Below are 24,186 nucleotides of genomic sequence, written 5' to 3'. Positions count from 1 at the left end.
GTATTTTTTATTATAAATATTCCCTAAGTTTCAGCCCAAAAATCCTCCAATGGGGCATTGTAAAAATAGGGAAAATTTAGTTTGCTATAAAATTGGTATCGTTTGATGTTGTAATTCTATTGCTTAAATTAGTGTAAAGAAAACGCAAAAATAGGGATTTTCATGCATATACCAGATGGATTTATTTCAGTGCCAGTAGCAGCAGCTACCAGTTTAGCCAGTGGGGTAGCTTTATTTGTGTCCTTTGGGCGATCGCAAACAGCTTTTGGCATTCGTCGCGCTCCCGTACTAGGGTTAACCACAGCCTTTATTTTTGCTGCCCAAATGATTAATTTTCCGGTAGCGGGAGGCACTAGCGGCCACTTATTAGGAGGAGCTTTAGCCGCTATTATTTTAGGTAGTCCTTGGGCTGGAATGTTATGTATAGCAACAGTTTTAATTATTCAAGCAGTGCTATTTGCTGATGGTGGTATCACTGCCTTGGGTGCAAATATTTTAAACATGGGAGTAATAGGCGTTTGGGTAGCTTGGGTATTAACCCAAACCTTACAACGACTTCTTGGTGGTTCTAAAGGGCGTTTACCCATAGCGGCAGGTATAGCAGCTGGTGTGAGCGTAGTGGTAGCAGCCATAGCTTGTGCCATTGAACTAGCCCTTTCTGGGACAGCACCAGCGAACATAGTTTTACCCACCATGACAGGTGTACATATTTTGATCGGGGTTGGTGAAGGCTTGATCACTGGAGGTGTGCTAACCTATTTAGCAACAGCACGTCCAGATTTGTTACCAGGTGAAGAACAGAAATTTCGAGGATGGTTGATACCTGTCGTTAGTATTTTGCTGGTTGCAGGTGTGTTGTCTCTATTTGCTTCCGCTTGGCCTGATGGGTTAGAAAAAGTAGCAGAAAACTTGGGTTTTCTTCACTTAGGGGAGAAAGTGCGCGTAATTGTACCTACACCTTTAGCTGATTACAACATTGAGGGTTTGGGAAAAATCGGTACTAGTATTGCCGGGTTGGTAGGTGCTACAGCGTGTTTTGCTGTAGCTTTTGGAATTGCCAAAGTTATGAAACCTAAGAATGCTTAAAATTTCTTTGCCATTACGTCTGCAATTATCCCTAATCATCGTGATTGGGTCAGCTTTTTTAAAGCATTATTCCTGGTCTAATTTACTTGTGTATGGTGCGATCGCACTTTTGTGGGTGTGGCTATTGCGCGTCCCCATTCGCAAATTAGGGGGTTTAGTCGGTGCAGAATTAATTTTTCTATCCTTGGTAGCTTTACCCTTGGGATGGGAAAAAGCTAGTTTTTTACTCGTGCGATCGCTAATTTGTTTAATAGTCATGAGCAGTTTTTTACTCACCTTACCCCCCCATAGTTTCGGCATCGCCCTCAAAGGCTTACCGATACCAGCACCATTAAAAGAAAATTTGCTCCTGGCTGGACAATATCTAGAAATCTTGCTGTCAGAAGTAGGGCGAATGCAGCGTAGCGCCCAATTACGAGGACTAAATGGTGTGGGAGGATGGTTACGTTATGCCAGTGCAGCTATGATCGGTTCTTTGTATCTCCGTACTCTAGAAAGAGCAGAGCGAGTTTATGGTGCAATGGTAACTCGTGGTTACAATGGTCAACTACCTATAGATTCTACCCTCAACCCAAAAGAACGTTTTACACTAATAACAGTAGGCATGACTGCTACCTGTATAACCTTGAGTTCCTATTTTTTATAGGGAACAGGGAACTCTTAACAGGGAACACGAAACAGGTTTGAATTTTCCCAATCACCAATCACCAATCACCTATCACCTATCTTTGAGTTGTGAATCTTGACATCCTTAACTTCTAATCCCCAAACTTCCATCTCCAGACCTCATACTGCTGTAGTTGAGGTGAAAAACCTGGTGTATGCCTATTTACACCAGCAGCCAGTATTAAGAGAAATTTCCTTTGCCTTAAATGCAGGCGATCGCGTCGCTTTGATGGGTGCAACTGGTTCAGGAAAAAGCACCCTCCTAGAAAACCTCATCGGCTTAAAACACCCCCAAAGTGGCACAATTACCATTAATGGCATTCCTGTAGAACCAAATACCTTACCTCAAATACGCAGGCACATCGGCTTTACCTTCCAAGATGCCAACGACCAATTATTTATGCCCACCATCTTGGAAGATGTCACCTTTGGACCACGGAACTATGGTGTCTCACCAGCAGTAGCAATTGATAAAGCACGACAATTATTAGCTGATTTCGGTCTAGAAGAATACGCCCACCGTTCTGCCCATGAACTTTCTGGCGGGCAAAGACGTTTAGCAGCCCTAGCATCCATATTAGCCCTAGACCCAGCAATTCTCATTTTAGATGAACCAACCACCGGACTTGATCCCGCATGGCGACGACATTTAGCCCAAGTATTATTAAAGTTGCCCGTACAAGTAATGTTAATTGCCTCCCATGACCTAAATTGGTTAGGTAAAGTAACTCAACGTGCTTTAGTCCTCTCTGCTGGTCAAATTCAAATAGACAGCCATATTCAACCACTTTTACAAGATGGCAAAACCTTAGACCAGTTAGGGTTGCCCGTAGACTGGTAATTTGTAATTCGTGATCATGCCTCTGGCTCCCGTAAGGCATAAGTAGGTAGGCGTTGAAAATTGTCGTTATGGCAAGGCAAGAGGCAAGAGGCAAAAGGCACTCATGCAAGAGGGAAGAGACTTTCAGAGATTTTACATTCTGTAGTTCTTATCTGTTAAGAGTTCCCTGTTAAGAGTTCCCTCTCCCAAATATAAAATTTATTTTGCACGACTACTTACCAAGAATGTAGAGACGTTCCATGGAACGTTTCTACAAGGGTTTTGGAAAACGCATATTTAATTTTTGGAGATGTCTAATAGGGAATAGGGAACAATGAACAGCGATAACTGATAACTGATCCCACACCTTGCCTAAACAGATAACCTTATCATCTACTGAATGTTAGACTTTCACCACAACTGCTAAATTATTGGTTACTATGAATGGGATTTTACTCCTGTTGGCATATTCATATTTATCGTGCGTAAGTATCCCATTATTGCTCCCTTTGGTCTAAGTATTGCTTTGTTGATGACTGGTTGCAGTGAGAGTAAAGTCTCCCAGTGTCAGCGATTGGTTAAAGTTGTTAATCAAGGGACTTCTTTGATTGATAACAATAAAGGAACACAGGTGACAACCAGTTTGCAGCTCTCCAAAGACTTGCAAAATATTACCAAGTCTATTCAAGAACTAAAATTAGTAGACCCCAAACTCCAAGAATTTCAAAGCAGTTTTGCGAAAGTTTTTGATAATCTTAGTCAAGCGATCGCTACAGCAGGTCAGGCTCTGGGTACAACTAAAACAGCAGAAGCTTCCTCATCTGGGATAGAAAAAATCCGAAAAGCGAGAACAGACATAGATTCATCACTGACAGCAGCAGCTAAATCTGCTGGTAAAGAATCAGATGCTTTCGGGAATCAACTGAACAAGTACTGTAGTAAAACCCAATAAACATAATACCCATATCCCTAACTTCTCAAAGAAGTCGGGGATCTATAAATCCAATAACACTTATTGCGTATGAAAGCAGAATTAATTGAAGTGATAGCCAAAGTTACCCACTTATTACAAATCAATATACGGTGGATGACTTGGAACTTATTTCTGGCTTTTATTCCTTTGGCTTTGAGTGTTTGGCTGTTTCGCACTCAACGCGGACGCTCTTGGGTTTGGTGGCTTGGCTTCTTAGTGTTCTATGCCTTTTTACCTAATGCCCCTTATTTATTAACTGATGTCATTCACTTAATCGATGATATCCGCAATATTCAATCGGTGTGGATGATTACATTAGTATTACTTCCTGTTTATTTGGTAGTAATTTTAGCTGGATTTGAAGCTTATGTAGTCTCCCTCATCAATTTAGGTCACTACTTGCACCGTATTGGTAAGAGTAAATGGATTTTAAGTATTGAATTGATAACTCATGCTCTCAACGCCATAGGTATTTATTGGGGTCGTTTCTTGCGTTTTAACAGTTGGGATTTTATTACTCAGCCAGATGCAATACTGACTAGAGGTGTTGAAGAACTTCTTGGTAAACAACCCTTGGTAATTATAGCTATTACCTTTGTGATTCTTTGCGGGTTGTACTGGCTGATGAAACGAGTGACTTTGGGTTTTGTAAATAAAGATATCAATTCACAACCCAATCATTCTCATATCCATGATCATGGATCATAGACATAAACAAAATGTAAATGTGCTTTCTCCAGAACCATTGTAGAGACTTTCCATGTAACCTCTCCATATTATTTTTCACCACATATCAAATTACTAACATCATTAAGTCGGGTATGATGCCCGATGCACAATATATAGCAGGAGTCAGGAGTCAGGAGTCAGGAGTAAAATCCTTTTGTAGTGGGAGTTTCATTATCAATTGATGTCCTAACCACCCTGTCCATGGCTATATTTATCAAAACTCTATCTAAAGAAGGGAATAACACGGGCATAATTTCTTATCAAAAGAAAGATGCAAGTCTACCGCGTCAGAGGTTGAAATAAACATACAGCAGATTGCAGATCCATGAGGTACAGAATCTAAATTGAAACCTATACACAAAGCCAGTTTTACTCCTGACTCCTGACTCCTGACTCCTGCTGTATATTCTCCAAACTTTTGAACGTGGAACGAATAATATGGCATTGTTATCAATTGATGAACTCAAAACTTTAGTAGAAAATCCCCAATCCCCATCTGTATCTGTATATATGCCTACACAAAAAGCAGGGGCAGAAATTCGACAAAATCCCATTCGCTTTAAAAATTTAATTCGCGAGGCAGAACAACGCTTGGAAGCAATGGGGATAAGACACACTGAGGCGGTAAATTTTCTCCAGCCAGCCATGGAACTGGATAGGGGTAATTTTTGGGAACACCAAGATCAGGGATTGGTAATTTTTATTTCCCCTAATCTATTTCGTTACTATTGTTTACCAGTTGAATTTCCGGAACTAGTTGTTGTTAACGAGCAATTTCACATCAAGCCGTTACTAAATCTTATTAACAATGATGGAAAATTTTATGTCTTGGCTTTGAGTCAGAAAGATGTTAAATTTTTTGCAGGCACAGGGTATAGCTTGAATGAAGTGCAAGTGGAAAATATGCCACCAAATTTAGAAGCGGCTCTTTTAGAAGATAACATTCAAAAAGGGGTACAACATCGCATTGCTACATCTAAAGGGGGAACCGCTAATCCTTTTCAACACCCCGGTTCAGTTCACGGTCAAGGAAGTCCTGATCAAGATAAGCATCAAACAGATATTTTACAATTCTGTTACGCTGTTGATGAAGCATTGCATGAGAAATTAAGGGATGAAAAAGCGCCTTTAGTGTTAGCAGGAGTAGAGTATCTTTTCCCAATTTATCAAGAAGCAAATACCTATCCTCATTTGTTAGAAGAAACCATCAATGGTAATCCAGAAATTATCAATCTCGAACAATTACATGATGAGGCTTGGCGAATTGTTTCTCCTTCATTCCAGCAAGACAAAAAGGCCGCAATAGAACTTTATCAACAATTAGCAGGTGAAGGTACTGGAAAGGCTGCTAGTGATATTAAAGAAATTATTCCGGCGGCTTACTATCACCGAGTTGATTCTTTATTTGTCTCATTAGATGAACAGAAATGGGGAAAATTTGATCCTGAAAATACGACTGTGGATTTACACCCAGAGCCAGAACCAGATGATCAAGATATGTTGGATTTTGCAGCTGTTCATACACTATTAAATGGTGGCAGAGTTTATACACTTGAATCGGAAGAAATGCCCAATGGGTCAACAGTGACAGCAATTTTTAGATATTAATTACACATCCCCAATTTCTTTGAGAAGTTGGGGAGCTATCTACCGTGGTTGCGTGAAATTAAAAACCGTGATTAATTGCTTTGGTGAAAGGGCAAAGAAATACCAAAGCGGTGTTAGTAGATTTAGATACTCGTAAACCTATCGCCATAGTGAAAACAAGAAGGATATAATATAGCTGTAGCTAGGATAATTAGGACATGATTAGTCCTTGAAACCAAAAAATAACAAGGGTTTTACTCTTGCATGAGAGCAATATTGCCTCTTGCCTTCTGCTATAAATACGCGAAGTATTGATAGGTTGGGGTATACGGATAATATTGAGCTAATCAACCTGTACAACTGTATAAGTCGATTGGGCTTGAATCTATCTAAAAATAGAAGCAAATTTGCAAGATAGAATTGAGCAAGAGAGTGAATGGACAATTGTTGATTCTACAGATGTTTCGTGGATTCTTACTAATGAACAAGCGACTAATTAATGGCTTTCAACAACACCTTTGTAGAGCCAATGAATAACCAAACTAAAGTCACTAATAAATCTACCTTTTCATTTTTAATCTTGTATTTTATAACATTGCTGATTTCCCCCTTCTTTACCAAAAAAGCTACAGCCCAAATACTTCCTGACAATACCCTTCCAAATAACTCTCAAGTACAACCAGGTTGCCAAGTCTGTCAAATTAACGGTGGTACAGTTAGAGATTCAAATCTATTTCACAGCTTCAAAGAATTTTCTATATCCACAAACGGACAAGCCATATTTAATAACGGCTTAGAAATTCAAAACATCCTGATCAGAGTTACAGGTAACAATATTTCTTATATTGATGGTTTAATTCGTGCTAATGGTAGTGCCAACCTGTTTTTTATTAACCCCAACGGGATTGTATTTGGTAACAATGCCACTTTAAACATTAATGGTTCATTTGTAGCGAGTACAGCGAACAGCATCAAATTTGCAGATGGTACACAGTTTAGTAACAAAGCTGCTCAAAGCACACCCCTATTAACTATTACTACTCCTATCGGCTTGCAATTTGGCACTAATCAGGGAAAAATTCAGGTACAGGCTAAAAATGGATTACAAATACAACCAAATCAAACCTTAGCTTTAGTCGGTGGTGATATCAACTTAGAAGGTGCAATAATCAAAACAAATGGAGGCAGATTAGAATTAGGTAGTGTGAAAGAAACAAGTTTAGTAAAACTTACATCTACCAATCAAATATTTTCCTTAAATTATGATGGCATCAATAAATTTGGCAACATTCAACTGACTGCTAAAACCGATGTTGATACCAGTGGCATCGGAGGGGGAGAGATACAGATACAAACTGGTAATCTGCGAATAAGTGAAGGGTCGCGCATCACATCTTCTACCAGGGGATCACTACCAGGAGGTAATATAACAGTTAATGCCACTGATACTCTAGAAATTATTGGTACTGGTGAATTTGAGGAAAAATCGGCAAAAATTCTTGATCCCAGCCCTGAAATTTATCAAGGTCTAGATGGTTTTTTTATCTTAAGTAGTGGTGCTAGAATTAGCGGAGACCTGAACATCAATACAGATAAATTGATCCTCAAAAATGGAGCTATTATAATGGTTTCTGTTTTTGAACAGGGTAAGGGAGGCGATATAAATGTTAGTGCCTCTAATTCAGTAGAAGTAAGTGAATCTTTATTGGTAACAGCAAATCCGCTGGCAAGAGTTGGAGATGCTGGTAACATCAGTATTAAAACAGGAAATTTGCTTCTTCAGAAGCGTGGGATTATTGCCAGTACTTCTTTCGGTACGGGGAAAGCTGGTGATATTAGCATTTATGCTTCTGAATCACTAGAGCTAACTCCTGGTCAATCTTTTTTGCAACCAAGTATTGATAAACTTATCAACACTAATATCAACTCTTCTACCTTGAGTAGTGGCAAGGCTGGTAATGTAGAAATAAATACCAGAGAATTAACTTTAAGGGATAAGACTAATATATCAGCCTCCACTTTTGGCTCTGGGAATGGGGGAAATTTGACAGTCAATGCTTCTGATATACAACTATTTGGTACTGATAGTCATGTATTATCTAGTGGCTTTTTTGCCAGTTCTGGTTTACGTGCAACTGGGTCGGCAGGAGATATAAAAGTTAGCACTAGTACCCTGCACATCCTAGATCACGCTACAATCACTGTGGAGGCTTTAGGAACTGGAAATGCTGGGAGTCTGAGCTTAAAGGCTGATTCTATCCTCATGGAAAACTTTGCTACTATTACTGGTAATAGCCGCAGCAATACCACTGGTCTTAATCAAGAACAGGCTAGTATTAATTTGAACTCTCAAGCTTTGATTATGCGTAATGGCAGCAAAATCACTACTAATGCTACTGGTAACAATATCATTGGTGGCAATATCACTATTAATACTGCTGTTTTAGCAGCTTTAGAAAACAGTGATATTACTGCCAATTCTACTGATTTTCGTGGTGGTCAGGTGAAAATTACTGCTCAAGGTATCTTTGGTACACAGTTTCGAGATCAGGTGACTCCAGAAAGTGATATTACTGCGACTGGAGCCAGTGCAGAGTTTAGTGGTACGGTAGAAATTAACCAGTTGTCAGCTGACCCCAATCAAGGCTCAATAAATCTCTCCACAAGTGTAATTGATACTGATAATCAGGTTGCCCAGAGATGTGGTGCTGGTAGCAAATTCGCCAATCAAGAAAATAAATTTACAATAATTGGTCGTGGTGGATTACCATCTAATCCCAATGATTTACTGACGGGGATAACAGCATTAGTTGATTTAGTAGAACTAGTGCCAGAAGCGAGGACTGAAGAAAGCAAGCTCTATCAGCTTTTTTCACAGGATAGTTATTTTCATCATGCGGCACTAGTGCCTAGTCACGAAAGTAACAAAGATATGCAACCTGTAAGTGTTACTAGCAATCTGCCGACAGAAATTGTAGAAGCGCAAGGATGGGTTGTTGATGTCAAGGGACAAGTTCACTTGGTTGCTCAAGCTGCTAATGTTTTACCCCATAGTCCGATTTTAGCTGAGACGGCTTGTTCTACACGTTGATGCAGATATGATTATCAAGAACGTAATATCTAAGTATTGTTGTTTAGGATTATTAACCCTGGTATTGATAGTCTTACAGGTTAACTGGAATCTTCCTATTTCCATACAAACACCCGTATTCGCTGCTGTCACTACAGAAACCACTTCCCCTACTTCCTTAGTACAAGCTGGAAAACAACACTACCAAGCAGAACAATTTACAGAAGCGATCGCACTCTGGCAACAGGCATCAGAGATATTTGGACAAAAAGGCGATACAGTCAACCAAGCAGTGGTCTTGTGTAATTTAGCCTTAGCATATCAGCAATTAGGAAAATTAAAACCAGCACATCAGTTCATATCTCAAAGTATAAATTTGCTAAGTAGAGGTGCGATTTCCCCAAGCACTTTAGCACAAGCTTTGAATATTCAGGGAAGTCTGCAAATGTCTCAGGGAGAGGCAGAAGAAGCACTTACCACCTGGGAAAAAGCCACAGATAACTATCAAAAATTAGGAGATGAAACAGGAGTCAATCGCAGCTTACTTAACCAAACTCAAGCTTTGCGAGTATTGGGATTATATCCCCGTGCGAGGAAGATTTTAGAACAGGTAAATCAAAACTTGCAATCACAACCAGACTCTGTATTAAAAGCATCTAGTTTGTTAAACTTGGGTGATACTTTGCGGGTTGTGGGTGACGGGGAAAAATCCCAAGAAGTTTTACAACAAAGTTTAGCGATCGCTAAAAAATTCAACTCATCACCAGAGATTACTCTGGCATTCTTGAGTTTAGGTAACACTGCCTTTTCTCAACAGCAAAATCAACTAGCTTATAATTATTATCAACAAGCAATTACTACATCTACTTCACCTACTATAAAACTCCAAGCTCAACTCAATCAATTACATCTGTTATTAGACACTAAAAAATCGACCGAAGTTAAAGTTTTAATTCCTCAAATTCAACCCCAGTTAGAGAAATTACCCCCCAGTCGCACCAGCATATATGCACAAGTAAAGTTTGCTCAAGGCTTGCAAAAAGCTGGAGAAAAACAACTTGCGGCTCAAATTCTTGCTACAGCTATCCAACAAGCTAAAAATATAGATGACAACAAGGCAGAATCTTACGCCCTTGGTTATTTGGGTAAACTTTACGAACAAAATCAACAATGGAATGAAGCACAAAGACTAACTGAACAAGCATTAATTTTAGCACAAAGCAGCAACGCGGCTGAAATTAGCTATCTTTGGCAATGGCAACTAGGAAGGATTTTCCAAGCTATCGGTAACTCAGAAAAAGCCATTGATGCATATAACCAATCAGTAAAAACTTTAGCTTACATCCGTAAAGATTTAGTTGCAGGAAATAACAATCTACTATTTTCTTTCCAAGAAAGTATAGAACCAATTTATCGAGAGTTAGTTAGTTTACTACTACAACCTCAAAAAAGCAAAAATGTAAAAGATATTAGCCAGACAAATCTGCTCAAAGCCCGCGATTTAATTGAATCCTTGAAAGTTGCCGAATTGGATAATTACTTTCAAGAAGATTGTCTGAGTGGGAAGATATCTAAAGTTGAGCAGTTAGATCCGCAAGCTGCAATTATTTATCCGATTATTTTGAGAGATCGCTTAGAGGTGATCCTATCTCTCACCAATCAACCTATACGCCACTATACTACTAATATTCTTCAGTCAAAACTAGAAAATATTTTGCTGCAAATGCGATCATCCCTCAGACCAAATTTAGGGAAGCAAAAACGTTTAGCGATCGCCCAAAAACTATACAATTTACTCATCCGCCCCACAGAAGCAGACTTAGCAGCCAATAACACCAAAACTTTAGTATTTGTCCTCGATGGCGTGATGAAAAATCTGCCAATGGCAGCATTATATGATGGAAAAGAATATCTGATAGAAAAATACAGTCTAGCTCAAACACCAGGGCTACAACTACTTTCCCCCCAACCAATACAAAAACAACCTCTGAAAATCCTGATTGGTGGCATCAGCGAAGCCAGACAAGGTTTTTCTCCATTACCAGGCGTAGGTTTAGAAGTCAAAGGTATCACCTCAGAAATTCCTACTCAAATCCTATTTAATCAAACATTCACCAGTACAGATATTCAAAATCTCATCCGTGCAACTCCCTTTCCCATAGTCCATCTCGCTACTCACGGTCAATTTAGTTCCAATGCACAAGACACCTTTATTCTCACCTGGGATAATCGTCTTAACGTCAAAGAATTAGGTGAATTACTGCAAAATAGAGAACAAGATAGCAATAATCCCATTGAATTACTAGTTCTGAGCGCCTGTCAAACTGCCAAAGGAGACAACCGCGCCCCACTAGGAATAGCAGGTGTAGCCGTTCGCTCAGGCGCACGTAGCACTTTGGCAACACTATGGTCTGTAGATGATGCTTCCGCAGCTGAGTTCATGGTCGAATTTTACCGCCAACTCGTCCAGTTTAAAGTCACCAAAGCTGAAGCCATACGCCTTGCTCAAATAAAACTACTAAAACAACCAGAATACAGTAATCCTTTCTATTGGGCACCATTTGTACTCTTGGGAAATTGGCTTTAATCAGTTATCATTTATCGCCGTTCTGTCACCTGTTACCTAACTTTCAGGCTTTGAGTAGGTTTGAGTAGGTTTAGTTGAGCAGTTAAGATGTAGCCAGGATAATTAGGACATGATTAGTCCTTGAAACCAAAGAATAACAAGGCTTTTACTCTTGCATGAGAGCAAGATCGCCTCTTGCCTTCTGCTATAAGATGTAGAGTTTGGGGATGATATTGACACTCTCCTGGCTAAAGATCTTCCCACAAGCGTCTTACTAGAGAGGAGTGATTGATCTAGCCCATGGGAACTATCTGTGAGAATCAGTTCATCTAAGGCATAATGATGTTTACTTTTCCCGCTTTGCTTTTGATCCCCGGTGGATCACCATTTGATCTGCATTTGGATAAAATGACTAGGCATAACCCTAAAACTCAAAACCGCTTCCTCCTGCGACATGATGATAAATCAACTGAACAATGGTTTTACCCTATTTCTGAGTCTGCTAGTAGAGGCAATGCCTTTTTTGCTGCTAGGGGTGTTATTCTCCAGTGTGCTGTTATTTTTTATCGATGAGCGCAAATTGGTAAAGATAATGCCCAAAAATCCCCTACTGGGGGCTTTATTTGGCAGTATGATTGGCTTTTTGTTTCCCGTGTGCGAGTGTGGTAACGTGCCTGTGGCGCGGCGGTTATTGATGCAGGGAGTACCCACACCAGTGGCAATTGGCTTTTTACTAGCAGCACCGACAATTAACCCAATTGTGATTTGGGCAACTTGGACAGCATTTCGAGATCAACCAGAAATAGTAGTGTTAAGAGTCGTATTGTCCTTAGCGATCGCTACGATTATCGGTTTTGCTTTCAGCTTTCAACAGGACCTAAGTCCTTTCTTGCAACCTGCTATAACTCGTTATCTTAAATTTAACCCCCCAGCTAAACCAGAACCTAAACGCAAGGGCAGACTTTACCAGGTAGAAGAAGAAGCAGCGGTTAATACTCTTTTACAATCAGGAACTTATATTCTCGGTGGCAAATCAGGTATATCCACAAGGATAGGTGGAAATTTAACCCAGACAGATAGCACAACTTCCAGCCAAAATAAACCTTTTGCAGATAAACTCCGTCTAGTATTGGATAATATCATCCAGGAATTACGAGAATTAGGGGGTGTGATGGTGATAGGAAGTGCGATTGCTGCGGCAATTCAAGTCTTAGCTCCTCGTGAACTCATCCTCAGTTTAGGTGCAGGTCCCATCACCTCAATTCTTGCCATGTTGGTACTAGCCGCAGTAGTATCTATCTGTTCCACCGTCGATGCTTTCTTTGCCCTATCTTTCGCTTCAACCTTTACCGGTGGTTCTTTGTTAGCATTTCTAGTATTTGGTCCAATGATTGACATCAAAGGTGTTGGTTTGATGTTATCAATTTTTAAACCTAAAGCTCTATTTTATCTATTTGCTTTAGCCGGACAATTGACACTTTTATTTACCTTATTTTTGAATATGCACGTCATGTAATTTTGGTAAATTCTCAGTTATCTCGGACAACTTATAACTGACATAATGACTTAATAAATAATGACTTCAATCCCAAATTCAAAACCCAAAAAAGCAAATATATTACTCCCCTGGCTAGATGTCTTGGCCATTACAGCTTGGGGAGTTTTAATGCTGAAATACTGGCTCACAGGCAAACTGAATTTATTGATTCACCCTGATTACTTTTGGTTAGTAATTTTGGGTGCTATTGGTTTGCTAATTATTGGTTTTTTCAAGGGCTTACAACTGTGGCAAAAACGCCGTCGCTATGAAGTACCGAGTAACCAGCAGCATATAAATCTATTTCCCCCTGGTTGGGGTAGTGCTTTACTGTTAACCACAGCAATTTTAGGATTTATAATTACTCCTCGTGTATTTTCCTCTCAAACAGCACTGGATCGGGGTGTAACCGAGTTACTGGGAGCAACACGCACTCAACCCCAGTCTTTTCGTGCTACTGTGCGCCCAGAGGAGCGATCGCTCATAGATTGGGTACGCACACTCAACGTTTATCCAGAACCCGACGCTTATACAGGGCAAAAAGTCAAAGTCCAGGGATTTGTCATCCATCCCCCAGAACTAGATAAAGACCATTTGGTATTAGCGCGATTTGTGATTACTTGTTGTGCCGCAGATGCCTATCCAACCGGATTACCTGTTCAACTTCCAGATAACCGCGATAAATACCCACCAGATACCTGGCTAGAAGTAGAAGGACAGATGATCACAGAAAACGTTGCCAATAAACGCCAACTGACTATCAAAGCTACCTCCCTGAAAAAAATTCCCCAACCCAAGAATCCATATAGTTATTAGGTGACAGGTGACAAGTGACAGGGAATAAATTGGTGTGTACTTCATTAGACTGGGAAACGCTATAAGTAGGTTGGCGTTAAAAATTGTCGTTATGACAAGGGAACAGGGAACAGGCAAGAAGTTTTGGGCAATTTTACTTTTCATTACATACTACTCTTCGAGAAGCCGCTCCGCGTCTACGCTTTTTCTCTTCCCACCTACTTAACTAATAACTAATGACAACTGACTAATGACAAAATCCTATAAATCTATCCAACCACTAGATCGTGTAGCGATCGCCCTAATGCTTGTATTGTGTTTGCTGATTGGGTTTATGATCTGGCAAGGTGATGCAGTTAAGCCCATTGTCCGCAATTTTAACTGGGAAAATCAACAGATCGGCGCTGAAGACACGGCTTTTACCCTCACCTTTAGTCGTCCAATGGACACCAAAAGCGTAGAGGATAATTTAAAAATCGATCCCCCTCTGGCAGGTAAAATCAGCTGGGCAGGACGACGGATGGTTTACACACTGCTAACACCAGCACCCTATGGCACAAATTATAAGGTCATGTTACAAGGAGCTAGAGATAAATTTTCCCAAACACAAGGAAAAAACAGGCTAATTCAAGCCTTTACAGGCAGCTTCTCCACTCGTAATCGTGCCTTACTTTACATAGGAGCTAATCAAGAAGAACAGGGAAAGTTAGTCATCTACAACTTAACGCAAGAACAAAAAAAGGTACTTACCCCCAAAGACCTCATTGTTATGGACTTTGAGCCATTTCCAGAGGGAGATAAAATATTGTTCTCTGCTCGCTCCTCTAAGAATCCAGACTTGCTTTCAGCCCAACTCTATACAGTGACAACAGGCATTGTTAGCAAAGTCGGTGAACAACCAGAACCAGCAGGTAAACTTGACCTGATCTTAGATAATAAAGACTATCAAAACCTAAAATTTGACTTATCCCCTGATGGGGAAACAATAGTTGTCCAAAGAGGAAAAAGAGATAATCCAGGCGACTTTGGGCTGTGGCATTTGTCAGCAACCAGGGATAGTTCAGGAGAAAAACCCACCCCAAAACGCTTGGAAAGCCAACCCGGAGGAGACTTTCTCATTACACCAGATAGTAAAGCCGTAGCAGTTGCCCAAGGACAAGGAACAGCAATTTTATCCCTACAAGGAGATACAACTAAACCCCTAGATTTTCTACCGCAATTTGGCTTAGTCCAAGCTTTTTCTAAAGATGGTTCACAAGCAGCGATGGTCAAATTTAATACTGATTACACGCGAGATTTATTCTTGGTTACAAACCAAGGTGTGCAGAAACAACTATTAAAAACAACAGGTTCAATTCTCGGTTGCAATTTTGATCCAGCCTCACCCACCCTCTACTGCTTACTCACACAGCTAGTATCACAAGAACAATATATAGAACAGCCTTATTTAGTGGCGATTAACCTCAAAACCCAAGAACAGAAACCACTGTTGATGTTACCTCCCGCTCAACGCAATGTGAAAATGAGTTTAGCACCCGACGGTTTAGCTATATTGTTAGACCAAGTAGTACCAGTAGGAAACACCACGGCACCACTACCAACCAACACCTTAAAAACTGATAATGGAGAGCCGATTGCTACTAGTAGTCTGTGGTTAATGCCTCTTTTACCCATCGCTGACCAAGCAAACCTAGAAATCAAGCCAGAACAACTTCCCTTAGTTGGCTTTCATCCCCACTGGCTACCGTGAATTGGGGAGCAGGGGTGCATGGGAGCAGGGGAGCAGGGGAGAAATCAATTAAAAATTAAAAACCTTTTGCCTTCTGCCTTCTGGCTCCTGCCTCAATCTTGTAAAATTTAATACATTTTTCCGGATAATCTCTACCAAATTGCAGTAGCTAAATGGATTGCGTCTGCATCATAATATTTTTTAGTAACTTAATATAACTTTTAATAAACTTCAAGTGGGTTCACACCCTCTACCCCTTGGAAGCAAAAAGACTACATCATATAGAAGGTTGACGCAGAAGAACCTAAAAATTAGAGGCAAAAAGAATTAGATTCTGTGAGCGTTCAACTTTTTTGGTTGTTGCCTCCTGCCTAGCTGCCTTCTTGTACTAGCCAGTCATGCTGAAAGAGAGTTAAACTTGGCTTCTAGAGGAAATGCTGATTCCCTCGCCATTGAATGCAGTTGCTCAATAATGCTGACATGAGCATTGCTGAATATTTTTATGCAGGTGGGTCAAGAGTGATGAATATAGCTGACACCTCAAACAACGGCACTGTGATTGAACCCCTAAATTTTGCAAATTCGCCTCAATCAGAGCAGGCGAATTGTCCCTTTTACTCAGTTCTGCACGATGAAAATATGTCCGTGACTAATTTACCACTCCTGAACCCAGCAGCCGATGTCTACGACGGGCTACACCTACAGCAGTGTGAATCCGCAGTTGTAGATAATGTAGATAACTCGAAAGAAAATACCCAAAAAGACTGGATTGCAGAACCTGACAGTGAGAAGCAAGCCCTGGTAGATTCAGAATTTCAGAAGTTGCTGACTTTGAATGAAGATTTACAAACAGCTAATAGTGATTTGTATGCCCAAGTTGAGCAGCTAAAACAAGAATTAGCTGAAGCAGAAAAGATTTTGCAATGGCAAAAAAAACGCTCCAGTGTCACTGATTCCATGCTGAATCAACAAACGCAGGAACTAGCAGCCGCTCAAGACCAAATACAGTCTCTTTTCCAGCAGTTAGAAACGGCTGTCCAGACTGTTCAAAGTCAGGAGATGTTCATTGAAACGCATAAATCACAGTTACAACTTAGCCAACAACGAATAGCCCAATTAGAACGGGAATGCACGCTGCTGCAAACTAACTATGGTGAACAATCCCAACAGTTATTACAATCAGAAAATACTTGTCGGGAATTGCGTACTAGACTAATACGGCAACAACGTCAGACTTTGCAATTTAAAGCAGCACTAGAAAAATGTCTAGATACTCCCGTACCGAACTATGACACTCTAGAGGATAGTGCCTATCATCCCCATGATGTAACTGGTGGACATACAAGATTTTCGAGAAAAGCTCGGTCTTTGTTTCCCCATGCACAGCCCATTAAGCCATGGTCAGCAGAAGCAGATTCCCTCAGTGATATTTGTAGCGATTTACGTCAACACGTAGATAATTCCTGGCTAGAACCCTCAACCCCATGCGCTGACACAAAAATTTACTCTACTCCCATTTCTGAACCTGCGGAAAACTCTTCAGATGTGAATGATACAGAAACGCCAACACAGTCAAGTCCCTCATTAGAAGTTGATGAATCTGCTGATGGTGTTGGAAATGTTTCCTATCCTGGGTCATCAAATTCAAATTTAGACCGGCAATTGGAAAACCTGATCGAAATGTTTTTTGCTTCCCAGGTTGCACCATCAACTCCACCAGCAGTCAATGATACAAAAACTAATCCGGCTGATGGGCTAATGTGGGAAACCTTAGCATCGAATCTTGAGGAAAATGAAACACTGGAAACAGTCATAGAACAGCAATTGGGATCGGAAAGTAATCCCCCCAATCCTAGCTGCGTTTTCCGGACAGCAGAGTTTACGCTTTCATCAAGCAATGAATCACCCATAAATGCGTCTTTGTCTTCTCCAGAAAAAGATCTCAATACTGCCGAAACTGGCGATTATTGGTCAGAATTGCCCATAGATCATTTCACTCCAGAACCATTAGGTGAATATCAGCTGGATCAGAAATCACCTTCACCATTGATTTATCCTCAGCGTCCACCCAAGGGAAGGAAATCTTTAGCATCGGTGGAACTACCAAATTTCCGCACCAAGGGTAATCAGTCAAAGGTTAATGGAGAAGAATCTAAATGACCACTGACCGCTGATTAATGACTAGTTTGAGTTATTGCTTTTGGGTTAACGGTAACTACTTGATGGCGCAATCGTGGTTTGCCAGTAGAAATGGCGTAATTGGTCGCCAAGAGGTTTAACCACAATCCTGGATAGCGGGGTTCTAGCCAAGCTTGGCTCCACTTCAGGCATAGAGGGAACCATTTACCCAGAAAAGCACTGACTAGGGCATGACTAGTAAAGTTGACATAATTACTCAACCACCGTACTAAATCCTTAAACCCAGCCATTTGCCAAATCCATATTAATAAGGCGGGATTTTTCCTAGCTGCTTTGAGTGCTAACCGATTAAAAGTTAACCAATCGCAGCGATCTTTAATGAAATTATCTGCGACTTCTGGAGGTTCATCTGCTAATAAGCCAAAGAAGGTATTAAGCATGGCGTTCACTCGTTGGGGTGGGATAAATTTCCCTGTGGGAACCATCATTCCTTTGGAGAAGAGCCACGTCACAGAAACGTTACTTTGGTAAGCACGAATTTTATTTAAGTGGCGGAAACTCAACAAGTCGTGTTTGAGAGCGGTGTTTAAAAGAGTGGTTAAACGTTCTAAGTTACGAACGAGGGAACCAAAACCGGTGAAAACAAGCGGAGATTGCAGGGAAGCAGCATCACCAATGGCGATTAATCTATCAAAGGCAATGGTGCGATCGCTACCACTTACACTAAAATGCCCTGGTATATAGCCAAATGTCGGTTTTTTCCACACTAGCTTGTCCATATCGCAGCGCCGATACTCTGGCAAAATCGTGAAAAAGTCCTCATACATCTCTAGTAAAGAACCGGGATTTTTAACATTCACCTCATGATAATGAAATAAATAAATTGTCAGTTCTTCCTCCACCCCAGGAAACAATTCCCAAATCAACTGTCTACCTCTCGAAATATCCCCATGACTGTAAAGAACATCCCCATACTGTGCATCCCATACACCAGGAGCAAATCCTTTATCTATAACTGCTCCCACGGTTGGACAAACACTATCAAAAGCCCGACCGCCATTTAATTGCCAAGCGATAGGAGAAGCAGTACCCATTGCATCCACCAGTAATCTTCCACTCACTTGCTGTTCATCACCAGTAGATAAACGTTTGACAGTAAGGGTAACTTGTGTGTTGCTGATATCCGCCCGGATAAATTCTGTCTCGTCCCAGATATCACCACCGGCAGCTTTGAGTTTTTCCCCGCATATTCGCAGCAACTTATCTGAATCTAAAGCGATATTTAGTACCGTTGGCGTGTGCAGAATTGGCGCTTTTAGTTGCGTCGGATTATTAGCATCAAAAAATTTATTGAAGCCGTCTTTATACTCTCTAGCAATAATGCTTTCTAACTCAGCAGTTGTCAGCAAACCCAGATTTACCAAAGTTTGAATTTCATCACGAGAAATATTCCATTCCCGGTTCATGCGTCCAAAGGGTAATCTTTCCACCAGCAGGACTTTATAACCCAATTTTGCCATGACTGCGGCATGAATTGAGCCTAAAGCCCCACCAATGTAAATCAGGTCATAGCTGTTCTCTGTTGTCTGTTGCTGGGTTTCTTCAAAAAACAGCACTTGACGGGGCTGCTGAGGATTTTTCACCCCTTCACGCCAACGTTGTTCCCACCAGTAAGCACGCTTAAGGTCATATTCCCCGTTGGGCATTTTCTGAAAATACTTGACAGTTAGGGGATAATAAGGTTCTAGCTCTGCGAAAATCGATTTTTGGGCATCAATCCTTGGTGGTTCTGGGTACTGATGAGGAAAGCGGCTGCGGATTCCTGTAGTTAGGCGTTGCAGAATTGAACCCTCATTAGCAAAGGGTCTATCCGCCCAACGGAACACTTTCAGGTAAGTAGTGCGCTGTACCGACCAAACAAATACAGAAAGTTCGTCTGGTAAACTTTCCGTGTTCGAGACAACAGGGTTTATCAAGCGAAACCCGTCTGCGGTAAGCAATTTTTCTCCATACCCAGGTGCAAAATCTACTTGTAGCCAGCTGCGGACAGCGCCACTATCGGTCGTAGGAATTTCTAAGTAAAGAATTTCTTTCATTTGCTGCTGACATCTCCCATTGATTTACTCACTAAGAATGATTTGACAAAGACAGAAAGTACGTTAGACTCCGCCCTATCAGTTGTTGAAGATTTAATTAAGAAATTTTAATAGTTTGTTAAATTTATTATTCATTTTGGAACTTTTGTAAACCTATGCCATGAATTATCCTATCCCAGACAGTCCCCAAGAAATTGCTGAACTCCGACAACAACCAGTGGATGAAGAAGTGGTAGCTGCGGTAATTGCCGGAGTAGTCAAGCTTGTGCGCGCTCAAGGTCAATCTCTAGAAGATTTAACTGCCCAGGTCTTAGAGGATGACCAGATGTTAGATCGACATCAGCGACGCTGGTTGAGTAAGTTGGTTGCCCAAGCGTGGGAAAGTTTCCCATAATCCTCTGAAGGCAGGAGGCAAGAAGGTCATTTTCACTATGCTGCATTAGTGCCAAAAACTTGAGCAGGATTCTATAAGTAAGTGGGCGTTAAAAATTGTCTTTGTGACAAGGGAATAGGGAACTCTTAACGGGGAACGGGGAAGAGGGTTTGGGTGAATTTACTTTTTGTTACATACTACTCTTCGAGAAGCAGCTACGCGTCTACGATTTTTTCCCCCCGACTTACTTAGTTGATTTTTAGGATGTACAGGATGATGTTTATAAATTGGTGGTGAGGGTTTTTTGGATGTGGGTGAAAATGATGATGTTGATGGTTGAAAATTTTACTATATATGCGCCCACAGATTCCCACTTATAACATAAGTGTATAATATATGTTACGCCTTGTCAAGTCTTGAAGTGAAGTTATAGCTGCGATCGCTGATGGTAAATTGAGCGTTAGGCAGTGTTAGTCTGTGGACTGGTTAGTGCCGACACTTCCAGGAGTTCAGTGAGCGTAGTCGAACTGGTGAAGCAGGAAGTAAACAAAGCTCAAAGTAGATTTGAGTAGGTTTTAGATAAGGGAACGACAATCAATAGCTTTTCTGACATCAATAAAGCTGACATTGATCCCACCCTACAAAGTAAGAGAAATGAAGCAGCTAGTACAGATAAAGGTGATCAAAAAGATTGTAGGGTGTGGGGAGGGAAGGATTAAAGCAAATTTTGTCCACGTTGGTAAATTTCCCTTGCATAATCGGTCCAAGCACCTTGTCCCCAATATCGAAAACAGCTTGTTTGCAGCAACAAGTTATGTAATAAATTTTGACGGTAGTGGGTTTGTCTGGTGACAGGTTCACCTGAGTTATTTGCCAATAATTGGTCAAACTTCTCATGAAATGAATTACTTAATTCATACATGGGAGATAAAACATTTTCATATCCTTGAACCCAACTAATATGATTAGTCCATGATGCGCCGTCAACATGGAAATTAGAGTTAGTTGTCTTGATTTCTTGAATGGCATTTTCAATAGCATCTGGTTGATGATTATCTGCGGAAATTCGCCGCCAAATTTGATGCTGTCCGCTTGGCTGACATTGGGGAAAGTCTTCAGATTGACAACCAGCATCTGCTAATAATTCTAGATATTCTGTACCACAGACACCGACAACGCCAGTTTTACCTCCCCCATTTTGCAGCATATCCCACCAAGCTTGTTTAAAGCCGTTGGGAAATTCATTCATCATCACACCACCGTTTTCACCATCACCTATTTGGCTAACAATTGGCGGTACTAAAACATTACCTATTTGTTGTTTAGATAAAGTTTTGGCTTCATAATATGGCTGCATTTGGGCAACTAATTTAGTATCTGATCCTTGGGTTTTAATCAAAGCTGTAATACTAATTGTTTCCCCTTGGGAATTACGAGCAATTAAACGATGCGGTAAATGTTTATAAGTCAGAGGTTCACCAGTAATTGTCTCTACAGTATGTTCTTGCACTAATAACCAAAGATAACCACATTCTTTGAGGGCTTTGATAAATGCAAATAAGGTGTCTGGATGATTTGGGAGGTGCATTTCTGGGGGTGAAAATCCTTTGACTCTTGCTAGTGCTTCCCATCCAAAAATTGCAGCAAAGTGATGTTGCCAAGCAATGATGTGTAGTTTAATATCGGCTATGGGTGTGGAAGGAATGACAGCATGACTCCACATTGTTCCTAACCATTCTACATAAGGCTGATAGGTGGGATCACAAGTGATACGTTTCAGATTTTCCAAGATGTCACTTCGTCCCATTTGCCCAAGTCCCCACAAAAGATTACCAGAATAATCCAACATGATGCGGGGATTACAACCTTGATGTACTAATTGGGGAATAAAATCTCCCATGCGACTGTAACAATAAGCAAAGGGTCCAGCGTTGTGGTTATCTCCTTCGTGCTGATGTTCAAACATATATTGCAGGTTGCTGATCAGTGAACCACCATGTCCAGCTGGTATAGTAGGCTGGTGCATATGCAGAGCGATCGCAAATACTGCTTTTACATCTGCTAATTTAATATTAGTTGTTGGTAAAAATACAGGCTGATTATGGTTGACTACAGAAAGAACTTCTGTTTCCCAACCAGATATATTTGGTAAATCATCAATGATTTCCGGCAAATTGGGCAGATTATTAGGTAATTGAAACATTTCTGGTTACTCTGGAACGATGTATAACTATCAATCTTGCACTGATATTTAGGAATGAATACCCCAAGTCACGCTATTTTAAATCTGGTGATTTTTAATCAACAAATACGAACTCAAGCAAGTCAGGCTATTCTCGTCGGTGCAGTCCTTCCAGATATTCCCATCTTTGTGTTCTATTTGTTGATGAAGTTTGTTTACCGTTTACCAGAAAGCAAAATTTGGTCTGAGGTTTATTATCAACCTTTTTGGCAATTTATTGTGAGTACGTTTCATTCGATCCCTTTGGCATTGTTGGGGGTATTAATTGCCCATATTGCTCATTGGCAAGTAATTGAGGTGGTTTTTATAAGTATGGTGTTGCACTCGTTGTTAGATTTGCCAGTTCATAATAATGATGCACATCGTCATTTTTTTCCCTTCAGTAATTATCGTTTTATTAGTCCGGTTTCCTATTGGGATGTTCATCATTATGGACGCATTGCTGCTTTGGTAGAAATTTTGCTGGTTTTAGGGGCAACAATTTATCTATTTTCCAGTATTCAAGCTTATTTAGGTGCTGGTTTACTGGTTGCAGTCAATGTATTTTATTGGTTTGGGTATTTTCGGTTTTATGTGAGAAGGAAGACTAATTAATTGCAAAATTCAATATGTATTATTATATCAACGTACTATACTAGATAGTAAAATAGATAAAATAAGGGAATATCAAGCTATGACACTTGCTAATTCATCAATTCCTCAACATTACACACTTGATATTGAACCGGAAGGACGTTTAACTTTACCCAAAGAGATCCAAGCAATACTCAATTTAGAATCTGGTGATAGATTAATTTTAACGCTTGAAGATAATGGTAAACTCCAATTAGTTAGCCTCAAACAACAAGTTAAAAAATCAAGAGGTTTATTAAAAGATAAATCACCTGATAGAAACTTGGTTAATGAACTCATCCAAGAACGCAGACAGGAGTATTTAGCGGACAAGAGTATTTAAGTGAATAAATTTGTGTAACAATTAATCGGTTTTGCTTTATCAATAACAAATAAAGGCATTAACTATTTTTTAATTTTGACCATGCATCCTCAATAAGTTTGATACTTTCTAAAGGATAAAAACACTCTAAACATTGAGAGCATACATAAGCATCTAATTTTAATTTACTTCTAATATGCCCATGTGAAATCGTTTCAGTAACTATTTTTCTAGTGATTCGCCCCGCACAAACGGGGCATTTTTCAAAAGGCAGCAATACTACATCCTCGTGTAAATATGACACTTAGTCCAACGATTAGAATCAGGATTGTATAAGGTAATCAAAGAAATAAAGCCAGTTACTTCATTGTAAGCCCAAATAGTATATAAACGCTGACCAGACTTACTTTTGCCAGCAATACTGCAAGTTGGCAAAGGAGAAGAAGACTGATTAACTTCAAAAATATAACCTGTAAATACGCAATTGAAAGCATCATGCCGAAAAAATCCGCGCTCAAGCAACATAAATTCAGCATGACGACTGAAAATTACTTTTCCAGTATTAATAGCTTGGCAAAAAAGATTGTGAAGATTCTGGCTTGCATTTCCCATTTTTATACCCCACTTTTTGCGAACATACTAATCCCTTGGTTTAATTCAAAGAATTAGTTACAAAGTGGGTATGAGAACTACATAAATTTAGCCCTTCTGAATCAATATTTGTTACATATCAAATGTAGCATTACTCAAAAAAATGTCAATACTTAAATTTCATAAACTAATACGGTATAAATATTACCATTTTTCTGTGTACACACAAGTCGGAAGTTGTGTACAAATCTAG

19 protein-coding genes are annotated in these 24,186 nt (G+C 40.2%); 16 read left to right on the top strand and 3 right to left on the bottom strand.

What is annotated here, in order from left to right:
• The first annotated feature begins 162 nt into the window (after positions 1 to 162).
• The 13 genes from H6G06_RS20495 to H6G06_RS20435 all read left to right on the top strand — a co-directional run bounded on the left by H6G06_RS20495 (position 163) and on the right by H6G06_RS20435 (position 17,718).
• Entirely contained in the window at positions 163 to 1,086 is a 924-nt protein-coding gene (locus H6G06_RS20495) for an energy-coupling factor ABC transporter permease (RefSeq protein WP_190563465.1), read from the top strand.
• The gene (locus H6G06_RS20490) at positions 1,079 to 1,732 is read left to right on the top strand and encodes an energy-coupling factor transporter transmembrane component T family protein (RefSeq protein WP_190563463.1); all 654 of its coding nucleotides are present in this window, start codon (positions 1,079 to 1,081) and stop codon (positions 1,730 to 1,732) included. Before H6G06_RS20495 ends, H6G06_RS20490 begins: the two co-directional genes overlap by 8 nt.
• A gap of 96 nt (positions 1,733 to 1,828) precedes the next feature.
• Complete coding sequence (locus H6G06_RS20485) at positions 1,829 to 2,593, top strand: energy-coupling factor ABC transporter ATP-binding protein (RefSeq protein ID WP_190563461.1); 765 nt, start codon at positions 1,829 to 1,831, stop codon at positions 2,591 to 2,593.
• 451 nt (positions 2,594 to 3,044) lie between these two features.
• Positions 3,045 to 3,524 (top strand): hypothetical protein, encoded by a 480-nt coding sequence (locus H6G06_RS20480; protein ID WP_190563509.1) that lies wholly within the window; start codon positions 3,045 to 3,047, stop codon positions 3,522 to 3,524.
• A 69-nt stretch (positions 3,525 to 3,593) separates the two neighbouring features.
• Positions 3,594 to 4,253 (top strand): DUF1361 domain-containing protein, encoded by a 660-nt coding sequence (locus tag H6G06_RS20475; protein WP_190563459.1) that lies wholly within the window; start codon positions 3,594 to 3,596, stop codon positions 4,251 to 4,253.
• A gap of 459 nt (positions 4,254 to 4,712) precedes the next feature.
• A complete protein-coding gene (locus H6G06_RS20470) occupies positions 4,713 to 5,882 on the top strand; it encodes a baeRF3 domain-containing protein (RefSeq protein WP_190563457.1) in 1,170 nt (389 codons plus the stop codon).
• Between the two features lie 478 nt (positions 5,883 to 6,360).
• The gene (locus H6G06_RS20465) at positions 6,361 to 8,952 is read left to right on the top strand and encodes a two-partner secretion domain-containing protein (RefSeq protein ID WP_190563456.1); all 2,592 of its coding nucleotides are present in this window, start codon (positions 6,361 to 6,363) and stop codon (positions 8,950 to 8,952) included.
• 7 nt (positions 8,953 to 8,959) lie between these two features.
• Positions 8,960 to 11,518 (top strand): CHAT domain-containing protein, encoded by a 2,559-nt coding sequence (locus H6G06_RS20460; RefSeq protein ID WP_190563455.1) that lies wholly within the window; start codon positions 8,960 to 8,962, stop codon positions 11,516 to 11,518.
• 318 nt (positions 11,519 to 11,836) lie between these two features.
• Positions 11,837 to 12,070 carry a hypothetical protein gene (locus H6G06_RS20455; RefSeq protein ID WP_190563511.1) on the top strand — a complete coding sequence of 78 codons (234 nt, stop codon included), beginning with the start codon at positions 11,837 to 11,839 and terminating at the stop codon, positions 12,068 to 12,070.
• Positions 11,958 to 13,013 carry a permease gene (locus H6G06_RS20450; RefSeq protein WP_338422969.1) on the top strand — a complete coding sequence of 352 codons (1,056 nt, stop codon included), beginning with the start codon at positions 11,958 to 11,960 and terminating at the stop codon, positions 13,011 to 13,013. The genes H6G06_RS20455 and H6G06_RS20450 overlap by 113 nt, the downstream gene beginning before the upstream one ends.
• 60 nt (positions 13,014 to 13,073) lie before the next feature.
• Positions 13,074 to 13,850, top strand: a complete 777-nt coding sequence (locus tag H6G06_RS20445) for a TIGR03943 family putative permease subunit (RefSeq protein ID WP_190563454.1) — start codon at positions 13,074 to 13,076, stop codon at positions 13,848 to 13,850.
• A gap of 229 nt (positions 13,851 to 14,079) precedes the next feature.
• The gene (locus H6G06_RS20440) at positions 14,080 to 15,579 is read left to right on the top strand and encodes an Ig-like domain-containing domain (protein ID WP_190563453.1); all 1,500 of its coding nucleotides are present in this window, start codon (positions 14,080 to 14,082) and stop codon (positions 15,577 to 15,579) included.
• 501 nt (positions 15,580 to 16,080) lie between these two features.
• Entirely contained in the window at positions 16,081 to 17,718 is a 1,638-nt protein-coding gene (locus H6G06_RS20435; RefSeq protein ID WP_190563505.1) for a hypothetical protein, read from the top strand.
• Between the two features lie 14 nt (positions 17,719 to 17,732).
• Here H6G06_RS20435 and H6G06_RS20430 read toward each other — a convergent pair whose 3' ends face one another.
• Positions 17,733 to 19,793: an NAD(P)/FAD-dependent oxidoreductase gene (locus H6G06_RS20430; protein WP_190563452.1), complete on the bottom strand. Its 2,061-nt coding sequence runs from the start codon at positions 19,791 to 19,793 to the stop codon at positions 17,733 to 17,735.
• A 160-nt stretch (positions 19,794 to 19,953) separates the two neighbouring features.
• Between H6G06_RS20430 and H6G06_RS20425 the strand changes: the two genes are divergently transcribed.
• Positions 19,954 to 20,187, top strand: coding sequence for a hypothetical protein (locus H6G06_RS20425; RefSeq protein WP_190563451.1), 234 nt, complete (start codon positions 19,954 to 19,956; stop codon positions 20,185 to 20,187).
• Between the two features lie 694 nt (positions 20,188 to 20,881).
• Here H6G06_RS20425 and H6G06_RS20420 read toward each other — a convergent pair.
• Positions 20,882 to 22,369 carry a glycosyl hydrolase family 57 gene (locus tag H6G06_RS20420; protein WP_190563449.1) on the bottom strand — a complete coding sequence of 496 codons (1,488 nt, stop codon included), beginning with the start codon at positions 22,367 to 22,369 and terminating at the stop codon, positions 20,882 to 20,884.
• A 54-nt stretch (positions 22,370 to 22,423) separates the two neighbouring features.
• On the opposite strand from H6G06_RS20420, the gene H6G06_RS20415 reads away from it, so the two are divergent.
• Both H6G06_RS20415 and H6G06_RS20410 read left to right on the top strand, forming a co-directional pair.
• The gene (locus H6G06_RS20415; protein ID WP_190563447.1) at positions 22,424 to 23,002 is read left to right on the top strand and encodes a hypothetical protein; all 579 of its coding nucleotides are present in this window, start codon (positions 22,424 to 22,426) and stop codon (positions 23,000 to 23,002) included.
• Between the two features lie 79 nt (positions 23,003 to 23,081).
• On the top strand, positions 23,082 to 23,363 hold the full coding sequence (locus tag H6G06_RS20410; RefSeq protein WP_190563445.1) for an AbrB/MazE/SpoVT family DNA-binding domain-containing protein: 282 nt from the start codon (positions 23,082 to 23,084) through the stop codon (positions 23,361 to 23,363).
• A 258-nt stretch (positions 23,364 to 23,621) separates the two neighbouring features.
• Here H6G06_RS20410 and H6G06_RS20405 read toward each other — a convergent pair whose 3' ends face one another.
• Positions 23,622 to 23,954 (bottom strand): DUF4258 domain-containing protein, encoded by a 333-nt coding sequence (locus H6G06_RS20405; protein ID WP_190563443.1) that lies wholly within the window; start codon positions 23,952 to 23,954, stop codon positions 23,622 to 23,624.
• Positions 23,955 to 24,186 lie beyond the last annotated feature (232 nt).

The organism is Anabaena sphaerica FACHB-251, from assembly GCF_014696825.1.
Classification (GTDB): domain Bacteria; phylum Cyanobacteriota; class Cyanobacteriia; order Cyanobacteriales; family Nostocaceae; genus RDYJ01.
Note: the sequence above shows the minus strand (reverse complement) of the source record. Positions and strands in the feature narration are given on the sequence as shown.